This window comes from Planococcus wigleyi (genome assembly GCF_014836985.1).
In the GTDB taxonomy this organism is placed as follows: domain Bacteria; phylum Bacillota; class Bacilli; order Bacillales_A; family Planococcaceae; genus Planococcus; species Planococcus notacanthi.
Genome location: NZ_JACSPU010000005.1, coordinates 1 through 15,856, shown reverse-complemented (window position 1 = coordinate 15,856; position 15,856 = coordinate 1). Strand labels below are relative to the sequence as shown.

The following is a 15,856-nucleotide window of genomic DNA, read 5'->3' as shown; positions in this document are numbered from 1 at the left end:
GATGGCATTGGTACTGTTTATCTTATTGATGGTGTTATTTTTAATAAATGTTCCAATTGCAGTAGCTCTTGGGCTTGCCTCTACTCTTGTCTTCTTTCTCGATGGCAATGTATCGTTGATTGTGATCATTCAACGGATGTTCAACTCTGTAGATTCATTCCCTTTGATGGCTATTCCCTTCTTTATTTTGGCAGGGAAATTGATGGAAAGCGGAGGGATCTCCCAGCGTTTGATTCATTTGGCCAATGTTATTTTCGGCCGTGTCAAAGGGGGACTAGGCATTGTCTCAATTGTCGCTTGTGCGTTTTTTGCGGCTATTTCAGGTTCGGCTGCTGCCACTACAGCAGCAGTCGGAGCATTGATGATTCCGGCAATGGTCAATAAAGGCTACGACAAAAGTTTTGCAACAGCAATCCAAGCTGCAGGGGGAACTATCGGGATTATGATTCCTCCGAGTGTGCCGCTCGTCCTTTATGGAGTAGCAGCCGGTGTTTCGGTGAGTGACTTATTTATCGCTGGAATTGTTCCTGGACTGTTCGTTATGGTGTCGCTCATTCTGTTGGTTTATTTGATCTCTTTGAAAGAAGGGTATGGCGGAGGCGAAAAATTCGGCTTCAAAGATTTCTTTAAAGCGTTTTTCGATGCTTTCTTGGCCTTGATGATGCCGGTCATCATATTAGGCGGGATTTATGGGGGGATCTTCACTCCGACGGAAGCAGCCGTTGTGGCAGTTGTCTACGGATTGATTGTCGGGATCTTTATCTACCGGGAAATCAAATTTAAAGACCTTATCCATATATTTTCTTCCTCCGTCGTGGTGACAGCGGTCATCATGTTCATCATTGCGGGAGCTTCCGTATTCGGCTATTACTTGACGCGGCAACGGATTCCAGCTGAATTGACCGAGCTGATGCTCGGGGTTACCGAGAATTGGATCATCGCTTTATTGATCATTAACTTGTTATTGCTGATCTGCGGCGTTTTCCTTGAAACTTCAGCTGCCATCATCATTTTAACGCCGATTCTCGTGCCTATCGCCAGTGCCCTGGGCATTGACTTGGTCCATTTCGGAATCATTATGATTGTCAACCTTGGAATTGGATTCATTACACCGCCAGTAGGCGTCAATTTATTTGTTGCAGCTAATATCGCAGGAACAAAATTCGAAAGTCTCTTGAAAGCGATTGTTCCGTTTATTCTGATCATGATTGTAGATGTCATTATAATTTCGTTTATTCCAGGGATCAGCTTATTCCTTCTTGGAGATTAACTAATTGGGGGAGAGTTTATGACAACGTATAAAATAGCGGTTCTTCCGGGGGATGGAATCGGACCGGATGTAACTGCCGAAGCTATCAAAGTGCTGGAAGCGCTGAAACAGCAGGATCCTGATTTTAAAATCGAATTTCGGCCATTCGAATGGGGCAGTGAGTATTATTTGGAACACGGTCGGATAATGCCGGAAGATGGGTTGGATCAATTGAAAAGCTTTGATGCCATTTTATTTGGAGCAGTGGGAGATAAGCGGGTGCCGGATGAAATCACCATTTGGGAATTGATTATGCCCATTCGGAAAAACTTTCAGCAATATGTCAATATGCGCCCCATCAGACGCTTGGCGGGTATTGAATCTCCTTTGAAAAATGAACAGCCCATTGATTTTATGGTATTCCGTGAAAATGCGGAAGGAGAGTATTCAAATATCGGGGGACGGCTTTATCAACAGCAGTCCCAAGAAATGGCCATTCAAAACACTGTCATTACGAAGCAAGGTGTAGAACGCATCGCTAAATATGCCTTTGAATATGCCAGAAAAAACAAAAAATCAAAGGTGACAAGCGCCACGAAATCCAATGCCATTATCCATTCGATGAAGTTATGGGATGAAGTCGTGAAGGAAGTAGCAGAAGACTATGGCGAGATTGAACTCGAAAGCAATTTTATCGATGCGCTGGCAGCTTATTTCGTGATGCGTCCGGAATCGTTTGAAGTAGTGGTGGCATCGAATCTATTCGGAGACATATTGACGGATCTTGGAGCTGCTTTAGTAGGGGGCTTAGGTGTTTCGCCGTCAGGCAACATCAATCCGGACCGGACATTTCCTTCCATGTTTGAAGCGATTCATGGATCAGCACCGGATATTGCTGGAAAAGGAATCGCTAATCCGATTGCACAAATTTGGTCAGCCGCTCTAATGCTGGATCATCTGGGACGGCCGGATCTATCCACGGCAATTGTCGATGCCATTGAACAAGTATTGCAAGAAGGCCGGGTACTGACGCCGGACTTAGGCGGAACTTCAACGACGCAGGAGCTTGGCTCGGCGATTGCGGAAAAGGTTCAACAGCTGATTGTTAAATAGAAGCGGAGGAACTCAAATGAATGTAAATGAGAAAGTGGCGATTGTAACAGGCGCAGGAGGCGGAATGGGAAAAGTGGTTGTCGAACAATTTCTTGAACAAGGCGCAAAAGTGGCGGGGATCGATATTCAAACTGCCAGCCTAGTCGAACTGGAATCTCGATATCCTGAACAATTGCTGGTTATACAAGGAAATTTGGCAGACGAGGAAAGTGTCGAATCGGCTATAAAAAAAACAGCGGAAACTTTCGGTCAGATTGACGTATTGGCCAATGTCGCCGGCATTGCCCAAGCGGCAACAGATATCGAAAAAGTTTCATTGAAAGACTGGGAGCGTATCATGTCCATCAATTCGACAGCGGTCTTTTTAACTTCCCGAGCGGTTGTACCTTATATGAAACAGCAAAAAAACGGATCCATCATCAACATCGCATCGGTGTCCGTGGATCGGCCAAGACCAGGATTGAATGCATATGTAGCTTCTAAGGGAGCAACGATTTCTTTGACGAAAGCGCTGGCGATTGAATTGGCTCCGTATAACATACGGGTCAATGCCATCAATCCAGGGCCAGCCGATACTAAAATGCTGGGTGAATTCACCACAGCCGGCGGCAATGAAGGCGAAGCAAAAGAAAATATTTTCCGTAAAAGTGTGCCCCTCGGTGAATTGATTACACCTGAGGCTATTGCCAATTGTGTTCTATACTTAAGTTCTGATTTGGCGAAAATGATGACGGGCAGCGTAGTGAACGTTGATGGAGGACGCGGAATTTAATTGGAAAGAGGTGAAAAACGTGAAAAAACAACAGATGTATATCAATGGCCAGTGGCTGGACAGTACCGAAGAGGAACATTTTGAAACAATAAATCCGGGTACCGGCGAAGTGCTGGCGCAAATTCCAAGAGGCAAAAAACAGGACGTGGACGCAGCGGTCCAAGCGGCACGCAACCGGTTTGAATCAGAGGAATGGCAATCCTTTCCCCCGATTGAAAGAGGGAGGATTCTGCATAAAGTGGCTGACGCATTGAGGAGAGATGCGGAAGAAATCGCTTTGCTGGAGACCTTGGATACCGGAAAACCATTAACGCAGGCACGTAAAGATGTAGAGGCATCGGCGCTGTATTTCGAGTACTATGCAGGAATGGCGGATAAAATTTTTGGGGAAACCATACCAGTTCAACCGGGGATTCTGGATTATACCTTGCGGGAGCCGATTGGCGTTACTGCCCATATCATTCCTTGGAATTATCCACTGCAGATCATTTCCCGCTCAACGGCGGCTGCGATTGCAACCGGCAATACCGTTGTTGCCAAACCAGCGGAAGATACCCCGTTGACTGCCATTAAACTGGCGGAGATCTTTGATAAAACTGCTTTGCCGAAAGGCGTATTCAATTTGGTGACAGGTTATGGTTTTGAAGCAGGGTCGGCAATTTCCGAACATCCGGATGTTGACCACATTACCTTCACGGGTTCTGTCCAAACAGGATCGGCCGTCATGATGGGTGCGGCTAAAAATGTAAAGCCGGTGACGTTGGAGTTGGGCGGGAAATCACCGAACCTCATCTTCGAAGATTGTGATCAGGAAGAAGCGGTGGATTGGGTTGTGCGGTCCATCATTCAAAATGCGGGACAAACCTGTTCAGCGGGCTCACGTCTTCTGGTGCAGCAATCGATTAAGGATGAATTCCTGAAAAAAGTTGTAGCAAAAATGCAGGCGATCCAAATCGGAAAAGGAGTAGATGACCCTGACTTGGGCCCGATTTTAAATGAAAAACAATTCAACCGAATTCTGGATTTCATGGATGTCGCCAATAAAGAAGGGGCAACTTTCCTAACAGGAGGACAGCGGCAGGAAACTGCCGGCCTTGAAAACGGCTACTTTTTCCAGCCGACCGTCATCGATGGCCTGGCTCCGAAAAGCTATGTCGCGCAGGAAGAGATTTTTGCGCCGGTGGTTGCTGCCTTTTCATTTGATACAGAGCAGCAGGCGATTGATCTGGCTAATGGCACAGACTATGGATTGGTAACAGGAATTTGGACAAAAGATGGAGCGCGGGCCCATCGTATAGCCAGCAAAATTCGTGCAGGCCAGGTGTTCATCAATAATTACGGTGCAGGCGGCGGGGTTCAAATGCCATTTGGCGGCTATAAGAAAAGTGGATTTGGCCGTGAAAAAGGGCTCGAAGCTTTGCGCAATTACACCATCTTGAAAAATGTAGCGCTGAAGTACTAACGCATGGAATTGGAAAAGGGATGCCCTCTGTGTAGAGGACATCCCTTTGTTTGTTTAAGGTAACTATAATTTATTTTGACTCAATTTTTCAACCCGTGTTATCGGGGAATCATTTCCATTGAAAGTGTTACTTCCAGTACCGCGGTCATTGTTCCACTGGTTGCTTTCTAACTTAAGCAACGTAAACCCTACCTTCTTTTACGTCCTTGCGATCCTTAAATCGCGCCAGTGTGAATAAGTATTCTCAAAAACTTCTATAGTAGAATGCCAGATTATCAAAATTTACCAGTTACCTTTGTGTTAACTAGTTCAGTATCTCACATTTATTCATGGGTGTCAAAGAGTTAGTCTGCAGGATGCTTACCAAAACTGTATAACACGAAATCGATTGCCTTTTGGTCATATGCCCTCAAACCAATTAAAAAGCAGGCAAATAGCTTTTATTTATTGTCACACCAGTATTGGTGTATAATTGTAGGCATTACGGATGCGGAAGAAGGAGATTCTTATGGATAAGCATTATACGGATGACAGTTTGGCGCTACATACAGATTTATATCAAATCAATATGTCGGAAGCTTATTGGGCAGATGGCATGCACAATCGGAAAGCGGTATTTGAATTGTTTTTCCGCAAATTGCCGTTTGGCAATGGCTATGCACTTTTTGCTGGGTTGGAACGTGTGCTGGATTATTTGAAGAACTTCAAGTTTACAGAAAGTGATTTGAAATATTTACACGAAGAGCTGGGCTATAAAGAAGATTTTATTGCGTATTTACGTACCATTCGATTTACGGGTACTGTCTATTCGGTTGTTGAAGGTGAATTGGTTTTCCAAAACGAAGCGTTGATTCGTGTGGAAGCTCCGCTTGTCGAAGCGCAGTTGATCGAAACGGCCTTATTAAACATCGTCAATTACCAAACTTTGATTGCGACGAAAGCGAGTCGCATCAAGCAAATTGTGAAAAAAGAAAAGGTAATGGAATTTGGAACAAGACGCGCACAGGAAATGGACGCGGCTATTTGGGGAACGCGTGCAGCTTACATTGGCGGTCTTGAAGCGACCAGTAATGTACGTGCAGGGAAAAAATTCGGAATTCCGGTAGCAGGAACGCATGCCCATTCAATGGTGCAGGCTTACAAAGATGAATACGAAGCATTCCGTGCATACGCAAAGCGACATAAAAACTGCGTCTTTTTAGTCGATACATACGATACCTTGAAATCAGGCCTGCCCATTGCCATAAAAGTGGCACAGGAACTTGGCGACCAGATCAACTTCCAGGGAATTCGCCTGGACAGTGGAGATATTGCTTTCTTATCTAAAGAGGCAAGAAAAATGTTGGATGCGGCCGGTTTCCCTGACGCTGAAGTCGTGGTATCCAATGATTTGGATGAATACACAATACTGAACTTGAAAGCGCAAGGCGCACGTGTTGATGCATGGGGAATTGGGACAAAGCTGATCACTGCTTATGACCAGCCGGCTCTGGGCGCTGTTTATAAACTTGTGGCTATTGAAAATGAAAACGGCGAAATGGAAGATACCATTAAAATTTCGGGAACTGCAGAAAAAGTTACCACACCCGGATTGAAAAACGTTTACCGAATCATAGATAGGGAAAATGGGAAATCAGAAGGTGATTACATTGCCATGCAAGATGAAGATCCTGCTTCTGAGGAGCGCTTGAAAATGTTCCATCCAGTCCATACATTTGTCTCGAAATTTGTAACGAATTTCGATGCAGTCAACATTCATCAGAAAGTCATTGAAAATGGTGAAGTTATCTATGACAATCCAAGCCTTAAGGAAATGCAGCTCTACGGGATTCAAAACATGGAACTGTTATGGGATGAATACAAGCGCTCATTGAACCCTGAGGAATATCCAGTAGATCTCAGCCAGAAATGTTGGGACAATAAGATGAAGAACATTCAAGAGGTTCGGCAGGCGGTTCATGACTATATCGGAGACTGAGGAGGAGTCAAATGTCTACTTTACAGCAGCAAATCATTGAAGAGCTGAAAGTTCAGCCTTCCATTCAAGCAAAAGAAGAAATCGAGCGTACCGTTTCATTTTTGAAAGAATACCTGAAGCACCATTCGTTTTTAAAAGGATACGTATTGGGGATTTCTGGTGGACAAGATTCTACATTAGTTGGAAAGATGGCTCAGATGGCTGTCGATCAGTTGAATGAAGAAACAGGGGATAATACGTACGGATTTTACGCAGTGCGATTGCCGTACGGCGTCCAATTCGATGAACACGATGCGAAAGATGCGCTGGAATTTATTCAGCCGACGAAAGTGTACACGATTAATATCAAAGAAGCTGTTGATGCCAGTGACCGCGCATTGGAAGCGGCCGGTATTGAATTGACCGATTTTATTAAAGGCAACGAAAAAGCGCGTGAACGGATGAAAGCCCAATATTCAGTAGCGGCGATGCATAATGCAGTGGTATTGGGAACGGATCATGCTGCGGAAGCCATCACTGGATTTTACACGAAATTCGGAGATGGCGCTGCTGACGTGACGCCGTTAGTCCGCCTAAACAAACGCCAAGGGCGGGCAATGCTGAAGGAACTTGGTTCTCCGGAACATCTGTACACGAAAATCCCGACTGCGGATCTGGAGGAAGACAAACCCGCAATTCCAGATGAAGTGGCTCTTGGATTAACCTACGACATGATCGATGATTATTTGGAAGGCAAAAAGATCCCAACAGATGCTCAGGAAAAATTGGAAGGTTATTATTTGAGAACGCAGCATAAACGTCATTTGCCAATTACAATATTTGATGATTTTTGGAAAAAGTGAAGAACAGCAGGGATCCTTTGGGAGTCCCTGCTTTTTCTTTGGGAAAAAGGTCCGATGAAACAATCCGTGTAGTTGAGTTCTTGTCCATTATTCGTTATGATTACGATAAGATTGTGACAATTCAAACATTTTCTGATTTATATTGGGGGAACCATAGATGAACGCAAAAGAGCGATTGGAACAGGTAATTGATAATATCGAAAAAGTCATCATCGGCAAACGCAATATTGCTGAACTCAGCATTGTCGCGATGCTGTCGCATGGCCATGTCCTGCTTGAGGATGTTCCCGGTGTTGGAAAAACGATGTTGGTCCGTGCATTGGCAAAATCTGTAGGAGCAGATTTTAAGCGCATACAATTCACACCCGATCTTCTTCCATCGGACGTAATCGGTGTCTCCATTTATAACCCGAAAGACATGGAATTCCATTTTAGGCCCGGTCCAATTATGGGCAACATCATTTTAGCCGATGAAATCAACAGAACCTCCCCGAAAACACAATCTTCCCTACTCGAAGCGATGGAAGAAGCTTCTGTGACCATTGATGGTGTCACAATGCAGATTCCTAAACCATTCTTTGTCATGGCCACACAAAACCCTATCGAATATGAAGGGACCTATCCGTTGCCGGAAGCGCAGCTCGACCGCTTTTTGCTGAAAATCAAGATGGGGTATCCTACGCCTAAAGAAGAAATGGAAGTGTTGAACCGCGCGCAGTCTGCTGCTCCGATTGAAGAACTGACTTCCGTCATTTCGCTCAATGAATTGCTGGAACTGCAGGAACAGGTGAAGACGATCAAAGTGGACGAAACCATCCGCAGCTACATTGTTGATTTGTCCAGACAGACCCGTCAAGATTCCTATGTTTATTTGGGGGTAAGCCCGCGTGGATCCATCGCACTCATGAAAGCTTCCCAAGCCTATGCTTTATTGAAAGGACGAAATTACGTAACGCCTGATGATGTGCAATATTTGGCGAAGTTTGTTTTCGGCCATCGCATCATGCTGCGGTCGGAAGCTCGTTATGATGGAATAACCGCCGAAGAAATTACTGAACGTATTTTAGCGAAAACCCGTGTGCCTGTCCAAAGGCTTGTTGGCCAATGAATCGGTTGAAAAAAATTACGGGTCTTTCAGGCCGGCTGATTCTTGTGGTGTTCATTCTTTTCCTTACTTTTTCTTTTGCCATGTTTCAAGGAGGATTTGTCAGCTGGTTCATTTTTTATATGGCGCTGCCATTTATTTTGTATTCGATTTTGCTTACTTTCTATCCTTTGCAGGACGTTGAAGCCAATCGGGAAATACATACTGCCCAGGTTAGACAAGGGGGGGATTTTTCCGCCACTGCTACCATTTACCGAAAGTACCCTTTCCCTTTGCTTTATACAGTGGTAAGCGAACAAACCAATTCGCCTTCCTTGAATAAGAGGCTGGCTGGCCAACAGCAAAAAATGATTGTCCCTGGATTTCGGAAAAAGGTTTCCTGGACATATGCTGTGGAGCAGATGCCGAGAGGTGAGCATGTGTTGGAAGGTGTTCATCTGGAAATTGCTGATTTTTTTGGATGGGTGAAAAAAAGCCGCCTTTTGCCGATTCAACAAACGGTGCTTGTGTATCCAAATACTGTGGAAATCGCTTATCGTCCAATGGAATCCCGTTATGATCAAGGATCGACGGCTGCTCCTTTTACGCTGGTAAAAGATACCACCATGGCAAGCGGAATCCGTGATTATCAGCCAGGGGACCGAGTGTCCTGGATTCATTGGAAATCATACGCGCGTACCCAAACTTTGCGGACGAAAGAATTCGAAGACCGCCAGTCGCAGGACTTATTTTTGCTGGATGACCGCAGAAGTTCAGAAAAATTCGAGTTGCAGGTGGAGCTTGTGGCATCAATTCTGCAGTCAATCGTCCGCGCCAATTCGAGCGTCGCTTATCTATCGGTCGGACACACTCGAAATTATTTCCCGATTATCCAAACCGAAGAGCATTTGCAGCGGGTCATGTATCATTTAGCCAAAGTACAAGATGACTTGGACAAGTCGGCAGAACAGGCCATTGGCCGCGAGCTTCAGCGGATGAATACATCAAGTTTGCTCTACGTGACCAGCGAATTGTCGGTAGACATGGTTCAGGCCATCCGAAAAAATGCGAAAAGCCTCAGCAATTGTACCTGTCTGGTCATCGCCAATAAAGGTGAACCTTTAAGTAAGAAAGAGGAAGACGTGCACCAGTTTGCCCGCTCGAAAGGATTTATTGTCAGGCGTGTGAGTCCAGAGAACTTTGCAGCGGTGTTTACGGAGGTGAGCAGACAATGACTTCCATAAGAAAAAACAAACTGTTCATGGCTGTTTTGTATGTGCTGGTTTTTCTGATGCTTGCCGAATGGCTGACGCCCGTCATTGTACTGACTGAAACGGGCCATAAAGCATTGTTTCTGTTTTTCATCGCTGCCGGTTTATTAATGGCTTTCTTGAGAGCGCCTTGGTGGTTTTCAGGACCCATCAAAATTCTCTATATTCTCTGGTTCATTGTCTACGTCTATACAGGGAATTTGTTCTTTACCGGCGAAGCCATTTCATTTCTCCGAACGGATTTCAGTGTTAATTTTACTGCTCTGATGTCTCAAAATTGGGCACAGACAACGGATGTTTTCCGTACGGTATTATTTTTCACTTTATTATGGATGGCTATTTATTTGATTCATTACTGGGTAAGTTTCAGATTAAGCATCTTTTTATTTTACTTGCTGACGGTCATTTTCATAGCAGTCCTGGATACGTTCAGCCCTTATTCCGGAGACGCGGCAATTGTCCGCATCATGGTGATCGGCCTGCTTTTAGCCGGATTATTGCATTTGGCCCGTTGGATGGAAGGGCACCGCATTCTGGAGCGGACGGAAAAATTGGCTGCCTTTGCCGTGCCCCTGGTTTTAGTGGTGGCAGTATCGACGGCTTTAGCCTTGTACCTGCCTAAAGCCGGCCCGATTTGGCCTGATCCTGTGCCGTTTATCACTTCATTCTCCGGACAAGGAGGCGCGGGGATGGGGGGCAATGTTGGCCGTATCGGATACGGAGTCGATGATTCGCGTCTCGGTGGATCCTTTATTGGTGACGATACTGTAGCTTTTCATGCAGAGGTATCAGAAGGGCAGTACTGGAAAGTCGAGTCGAAAGATGTGTACACGACAAAAGGATGGGAATTAACCGAAAACGTAGATGAGTCCATCTTCTATGGCAATGACGAAACGGTTGATACCGGCTTTGATCCGGCTGAAGAAGAACTGGATTTGGCTATCTTGTCGATGGAGCAAGATTTTCCGTTTGTTCTTTATCCTTATGGGACTGCTTCTTTTTTCATGGAAGAATCACCGGATTATCAATACAGCCCGGCAGATCAACGATTTGAAACCTATCAGAATGGACAGGAATTTGAGCCTGAAGTGTATGAAATAGCTTTCAATGAGCCCAGTTATAGTTTAACTGCATTACGGGAAACGAGCGATGAAGATTTAGCAGAGCTTTCGGGCGATTTCGACCGTTTCTTGCAATTGCCCAATGAACTGCCGGAACGCGTCAGAAACCTGGCTGCTGAAATTACGGCAGGGGCAGAAACTGTCTATGATAAAACACGTGCTGTAGAACGTTATTTCAGTATCTCCGGATTTGAATACAGCCAATCCGATATTCCTGTACCTGAAGCTGATCAGGATTATGTAGATCAGTTCTTATTTGAAACCAAAAGAGGGTATTGCGATAATTTTTCCAGTTCCATGGTAGTGATGCTGCGTTCTTTGGATATTCCTGCCCGTTGGGTCAAAGGCTTCAATGAAGGAGAACTGATCGGGACCACTGGCGAGATTGATACGTATCAAGTGACGAACAATAATGCCCATTCTTGGGTAGAGGCCTATATGCCTGGGGTCGGGTGGATGCTGTTCGAACCGACTATCGGCTTTACTGGCGCTGCTTCCATCGATTTCGATTTAGAGCTGGATGCGGAAGATCCGGTACAGCCTGAACCAGAAGAACTTCCCCTTGAAGATAATCCTCAAACAGCTGAGGAAGAAGAAACGGCTGTTGCAGCCGGTCCTTCATTTGGAGAACGCGTTGCAGATTTCATTTCAGAAAATCGCTGGAAATTGATTTGGGGATTGCTTGGAGTGAGTGTTGCTGCATCCGTTCTCTTTAAGATTCGCCGTAAATGGATGCCCAAGCTACTGGTTTCCTATTACCGGAAAAGCGGTGGTGGGAGTGGACAATTTGAAAAAGCGTATTTGCGGCTTTTGAAGCAATTGGATTTGTATGGCATCCATAGAAGGCCGGGCCAAACCTTGAAATCCTATGCCGCATACATTGATTCGTTTTTTGGAACACGGGAAATGACTGAGCTGACCGAAGCATATGAACGTGCAGTTTATGGAGGCAATGCTGAATCTGTTGACTGGCTTAAGTTAAGGGAAAGTTGGGAAAATTTAATCAATCGGACAAGCGGTTGATTTTACAGCATGTAGCTTGTACAATTGAGAAAATTAAAGATTACAGGTGCCCTCATATATGTCCGGTGATATGGATCGGATGTCTCTACCAAGTCCCCGGAAATGACTTGACTATGAAGGTGGATGACGCATGCTTTTTGACATGTGCATTCGCCTTTTTGATGTAGAGCAGAAGAACGCGAGGTCCAATTTTCGCGTTCTTTTGCTATTTTGAGACCTGAATTGAATAGAAGAGGTGAAGGTTTTGCCAGTTAGTCCAATGTTGAAAGAACAGAAAAAAATCGTCGTTTTGGATTTCGGAAGTCAATACAATCAGTTGATCACTCGCCGCATCCGTGAAATTGGTGTTTATAGTGAGCTGCATCCACATACTGTCACAGCTGAAGAAATCAAAGATATGAACGCTACGGGGATCATTTTCTCTGGCGGCCCGAATTCTGTTTACGATAAAAACGCTTTTTCTATCGATGAAGCGATTTTTGAAATGGGCTTGCCGATTTTGGGGATTTGCTATGGCATGCAGCTGATGGCGTTGCACTTGAAAGGAAATGTGGAGAAATCCCAAAACCGCGAGTACGGTAAAGCAGAGCTTAAGTTGACGAAAGAGAGCAAGATTTTCAAAGACCTTCCGGAAGAGCAGATTGTCTGGATGAGCCACGGTGACTTGGTCACTGCTGCACCTCCGGGATTTGATGTGATTGGAACAAGTGCTGGCTGTCCGATCGCTTCAATGGCTGACGAAAGCCGCGGATTCTACGGTGTTCAATTTCACCCGGAAGTGCGTCACTCGATTTATGGAAACGATCTTCTGCGCAAGTTCGTCTACGATGTTTGTGGCATGACTGATGACTGGTCGATGGAAAATTACATCGATTTGGAAATTGAAAAGATTCGTGAAGAAGTCGGCGACAAAAAAGTTCTTTGCGCACTTAGTGGTGGAGTAGATTCATCCGTAGTGGCTGTCTTGATTCATAAAGCGATTGGTGATCAATTGACGTGCATGTTCGTGGATCACGGTTTACTTCGCAAAGGAGAAGCCGAGAGCGTTATGAAAACTTTTGCTGACGGATTCAACATGAACGTCATCAAAATCGATGCACGCGACCGCTTCATGAAAAAACTTGAAGGCGTTACGGATCCAGAGAAAAAACGCAAAATTATCGGCAATGAATTTATCTATGTCTTTGATGACGAAGCTTCGAAGTTGGAAGGCATGGATTTCCTTGCACAAGGAACTTTGTACACCGATATCATCGAAAGTGGAACAACAACTGCACAAACCATCAAATCTCACCACAACGTAGGCGGATTGCCTGATGACATGCAGTTTAAATTGATCGAGCCATTGAATACATTATTCAAAGATGAAGTACGTGTTCTAGGGACAGAGCTCGGCATGCCGGACGAAATTGTTTGGCGCCAGCCATTCCCAGGTCCTGGCCTAGGCATCCGCATCATGGGGGCTGTCACTGAAGAAAAATTGGAGATTGTCCGTGAATCCGATTGGATTTTACGCGATGAAATCAGCAAAGCTGGTCTCGATCGTGATATTTGGCAATACTTTACTGTGTTGCCGGATCTGCGCAGTGTAGGTGTTATGGGCGATGCCCGGACGTACGATTACGCTATCGGTATCCGTGCAGTCACATCAATTGACGGAATGACTTCTGACTGGGCACGCATCCCTTGGGAAGTGCTTGAGAAAATCAGTGTCCGATTGGTCAACGAAGTCGACCACATCAACCGTGTGCTGTATGACATTACGAGCAAGCCACCTGCAACTATTGAATGGGAATAAACTACAAAGGATGTCAGCTAACTAAGCTGGCATCTTTTTTACGAACTTTATTTGCTTATTTTATATAAATGTTCGTGTTTAATCTTGTTAATTCATTTTATACATGATATATTACTAATGAAATTAAATAAGCTTGTCGTATAATGTCGGGGATATGGCCCGAAAGTTTCTACCGAGTTACCGTAAATGACTCGACTACGATTTTAATCCGCTCAAGTGAAGAGTAGGGTGCCTTTCAGTTTTCAAGTGAAAGGATAAATCGAACGCATACGGCAATCTGCTGTATGCGTTTTTCTTTTGTAGAATTTATACGCAGGCATTCGGAGGAATCAGAATGAAAAAGTATTTTCAGTTTGAAGAACTGGGGACGAATTACCGCCGCGAAATTATCGGAGGTTTAACAACATTTTTAGCGATGGCTTATATACTTGTCGTCAACCCGTTGACGTTAACGCTGGAATCAGTTCCGGATCTTGATGATGCTTTACGGATGGATTACGGCGCTGTCTTTATGGCGACAGCTTTGGCTGCAGCGATTGGTTGTCTGGTTATGGGGATCCTGGCAAAGTATCCAATTGCGCTTGCTCCAGGAATGGGTTTAAATGCATTCTTTGCTTATACGGTTATTCTGACTTATGGGATTCCATGGCAAACAGCTTTGACAGGCGTACTGTTTTCCGGTCTTATATTTATTCTCATTACGTTAACCGGTCTTCGCGAATTGATCATCAATGCTATCCCTGCTGAATTGAAATATGCGGTAGGTGCCGGCATTGGGCTTTACATTACATTTATCGGGTTTCAGAATGCGGGAATTATTGTGGGCAATCCCGATACCTTGGTCGGGCTCGGAGATCTTTCGGCTGGCTCAGCGTTGCTGGCGATCTTTGGTTTGGTGGTCACAGTCATTTTTATGGTCCGCGGCGTTCAAGGCGGAATCTTTTTTGGAATACTGATTGCAGCAATAGTTGGAATGATTTTCGGAGTCGTCAATTTGCCGAGCGCTATTGTAGATTTCAACGTACCGAGCATGGCGCCGACTTTTGGTGTAGCGCTTGAGCCGATTTTCAACGACTTCGGTTCATTGATGAACATTCAGTTCCTTGTAGTAGTATTGACTTTCCTCTTCGTCGATTTCTTTGATACAGCTGGCACATTAGTAGCTGTAGCCAATCAGGCAGGGTTAATGAAAGACAATAAACTGCCGAGAGCGGGCAAAGCGCTGATGGCTGATTCAATTGCTACAGTAAGTGGAGCAATTTTCGGAACGTCAACAACAACTTCCTATATTGAATCCACTTCAGGAGTTGCGGCTGGTGCCCGTTCAGGATTCGCCGCTGTTGTTACTGGCCTGCTTTTCCTGGTTTCGATTTTCTTTTACCCACTGCTTGAAGTGATCACAAGTGCAGTCACAGCACCAGCATTAATCATTGTAGGTGTATTGATGGTTTCGGCTTTAGGGAAAATAGATTGGACGAGATTTGAAATTGCCGTTCCAGCGTTTCTGACGATGATTGCTATGCCTCTTGGTTATAGTATTGCCACAGGGATCGCAATCGGTTTTATCTTCTACCCGATTACGATGATTGTAGCTGGGAAAGGGAAGCAAGTTCATCCTATTATGTATGGGTTGTTTGTGATTTTCATTCTCTATTTCATTTTCATAGCGTAAGCAAAAAAAGTCTGCCGGTTTTAACGGCAGGCTTTTTCTTTTTAAGTTGACTGAATTTCTGAGCTTTCTACTATATAGAAGGAGCTTTAAATCTATTGAGGTTTTAATTGAGGAAAGTTTATTGGAAAATAGGTTTGAAGACTTAGAAGCTGAAGATTTTAGAGGGCTTTCTATAGAAGGAATTTCAATTGCGGACCAGCTGTGGGAAGCTATTGAAAGTTAGGGGGAAGATTGAATGTAAAGAGTGGATTTCCTTTCAAATTTGTAACGTTTTTGTAATCTTTTTATTAAGAATTTTCTGTTATAATAAAGTTGTGCGAAAATCTATTTTATAGTGTTGACTCTTAAATGCAAGCATGGTATATTAATTGAGTCGCAAGTGAGCGCGACAAACTGAACCTTGAAAACTGAACAGCAAAACGTCAACATACAGCAACGGCCGCGCAAAACGGCCCGCGCAAAACTTACTGA

General features: G+C 44.6%; 11 protein-coding genes and 2 riboswitches. All 11 genes read left to right on the top strand.

What is annotated here, in order from left to right:
• Nucleotide 1 precedes the first annotated feature (1 nt).
• The 11 genes from H9630_RS13855 to H9630_RS13805 all read left to right on the top strand — a co-directional run bounded on the left by H9630_RS13855 (nt 2) and on the right by H9630_RS13805 (nt 15,385).
• The gene (locus tag H9630_RS13855; protein ID WP_191716089.1) at nt 2-1,270 is read left to right on the top strand and encodes a TRAP transporter large permease; all 1,269 of its coding nucleotides are present in this window, start codon (nt 2-4) and stop codon (nt 1,268-1,270) included.
• Between the two features lie 18 nt (nt 1,271-1,288).
• Nucleotides 1,289-2,362, top strand: a complete 1,074-nt coding sequence (locus H9630_RS13850; protein WP_191716088.1) for a tartrate dehydrogenase — start codon at nt 1,289-1,291, stop codon at nt 2,360-2,362.
• Between the two features lie 16 nt (nt 2,363-2,378).
• On the top strand, nt 2,379-3,134 hold the full coding sequence (locus tag H9630_RS13845) for an SDR family NAD(P)-dependent oxidoreductase (protein WP_191716087.1): 756 nt from the start codon (nt 2,379-2,381) through the stop codon (nt 3,132-3,134).
• 19 nt (nt 3,135-3,153) lie between these two features.
• On the top strand, nt 3,154-4,596 hold the full coding sequence (locus H9630_RS13840; RefSeq protein WP_191716086.1) for an aldehyde dehydrogenase family protein: 1,443 nt from the start codon (nt 3,154-3,156) through the stop codon (nt 4,594-4,596).
• 508 nt (nt 4,597-5,104) lie between these two features.
• Nucleotides 5,105-6,574: a nicotinate phosphoribosyltransferase gene (locus tag H9630_RS13835; protein ID WP_191716085.1), complete on the top strand. Its 1,470-nt coding sequence runs from the start codon at nt 5,105-5,107 to the stop codon at nt 6,572-6,574.
• An 11-nt stretch (nt 6,575-6,585) separates the two neighbouring features.
• On the top strand, nt 6,586-7,416 hold the full coding sequence (gene nadE, locus H9630_RS13830) for an ammonia-dependent NAD(+) synthetase (protein ID WP_191716084.1): 831 nt from the start codon (nt 6,586-6,588) through the stop codon (nt 7,414-7,416).
• A gap of 157 nt (nt 7,417-7,573) precedes the next feature.
• Nucleotides 7,574-8,524, top strand: a complete 951-nt coding sequence (locus H9630_RS13825) for an AAA family ATPase (protein WP_191716083.1) — start codon at nt 7,574-7,576, stop codon at nt 8,522-8,524.
• Entirely contained in the window at nt 8,521-9,735 is a 1,215-nt protein-coding gene (locus H9630_RS13820; RefSeq protein ID WP_191716082.1) for a DUF58 domain-containing protein, read from the top strand. Before H9630_RS13825 ends, H9630_RS13820 begins: the two co-directional genes overlap by 4 nt.
• The gene (locus tag H9630_RS13815) at nt 9,732-11,915 is read left to right on the top strand and encodes a transglutaminase domain-containing protein (RefSeq protein WP_191716081.1); all 2,184 of its coding nucleotides are present in this window, start codon (nt 9,732-9,734) and stop codon (nt 11,913-11,915) included. Before H9630_RS13820 ends, H9630_RS13815 begins: the two co-directional genes overlap by 4 nt.
• A gap of 32 nt (nt 11,916-11,947) precedes the next feature.
• A riboswitch (purine riboswitch) is annotated at nt 11,948-12,049 on the top strand.
• Between the two features lie 125 nt (nt 12,050-12,174).
• On the top strand, nt 12,175-13,713 hold the full coding sequence (gene guaA / locus H9630_RS13810) for a glutamine-hydrolyzing GMP synthase (RefSeq protein WP_191716448.1): 1,539 nt from the start codon (nt 12,175-12,177) through the stop codon (nt 13,711-13,713).
• Nucleotides 13,714-13,829: 116 nt separating this feature from the next.
• Nucleotides 13,830-13,931, top strand: a riboswitch (purine riboswitch).
• 116 nt (nt 13,932-14,047) lie between these two features.
• A complete protein-coding gene (locus tag H9630_RS13805; protein ID WP_191716080.1) occupies nt 14,048-15,385 on the top strand; it encodes an NCS2 family permease in 1,338 nt (445 codons plus the stop codon).
• Nucleotides 15,386-15,856 lie beyond the last annotated feature (471 nt).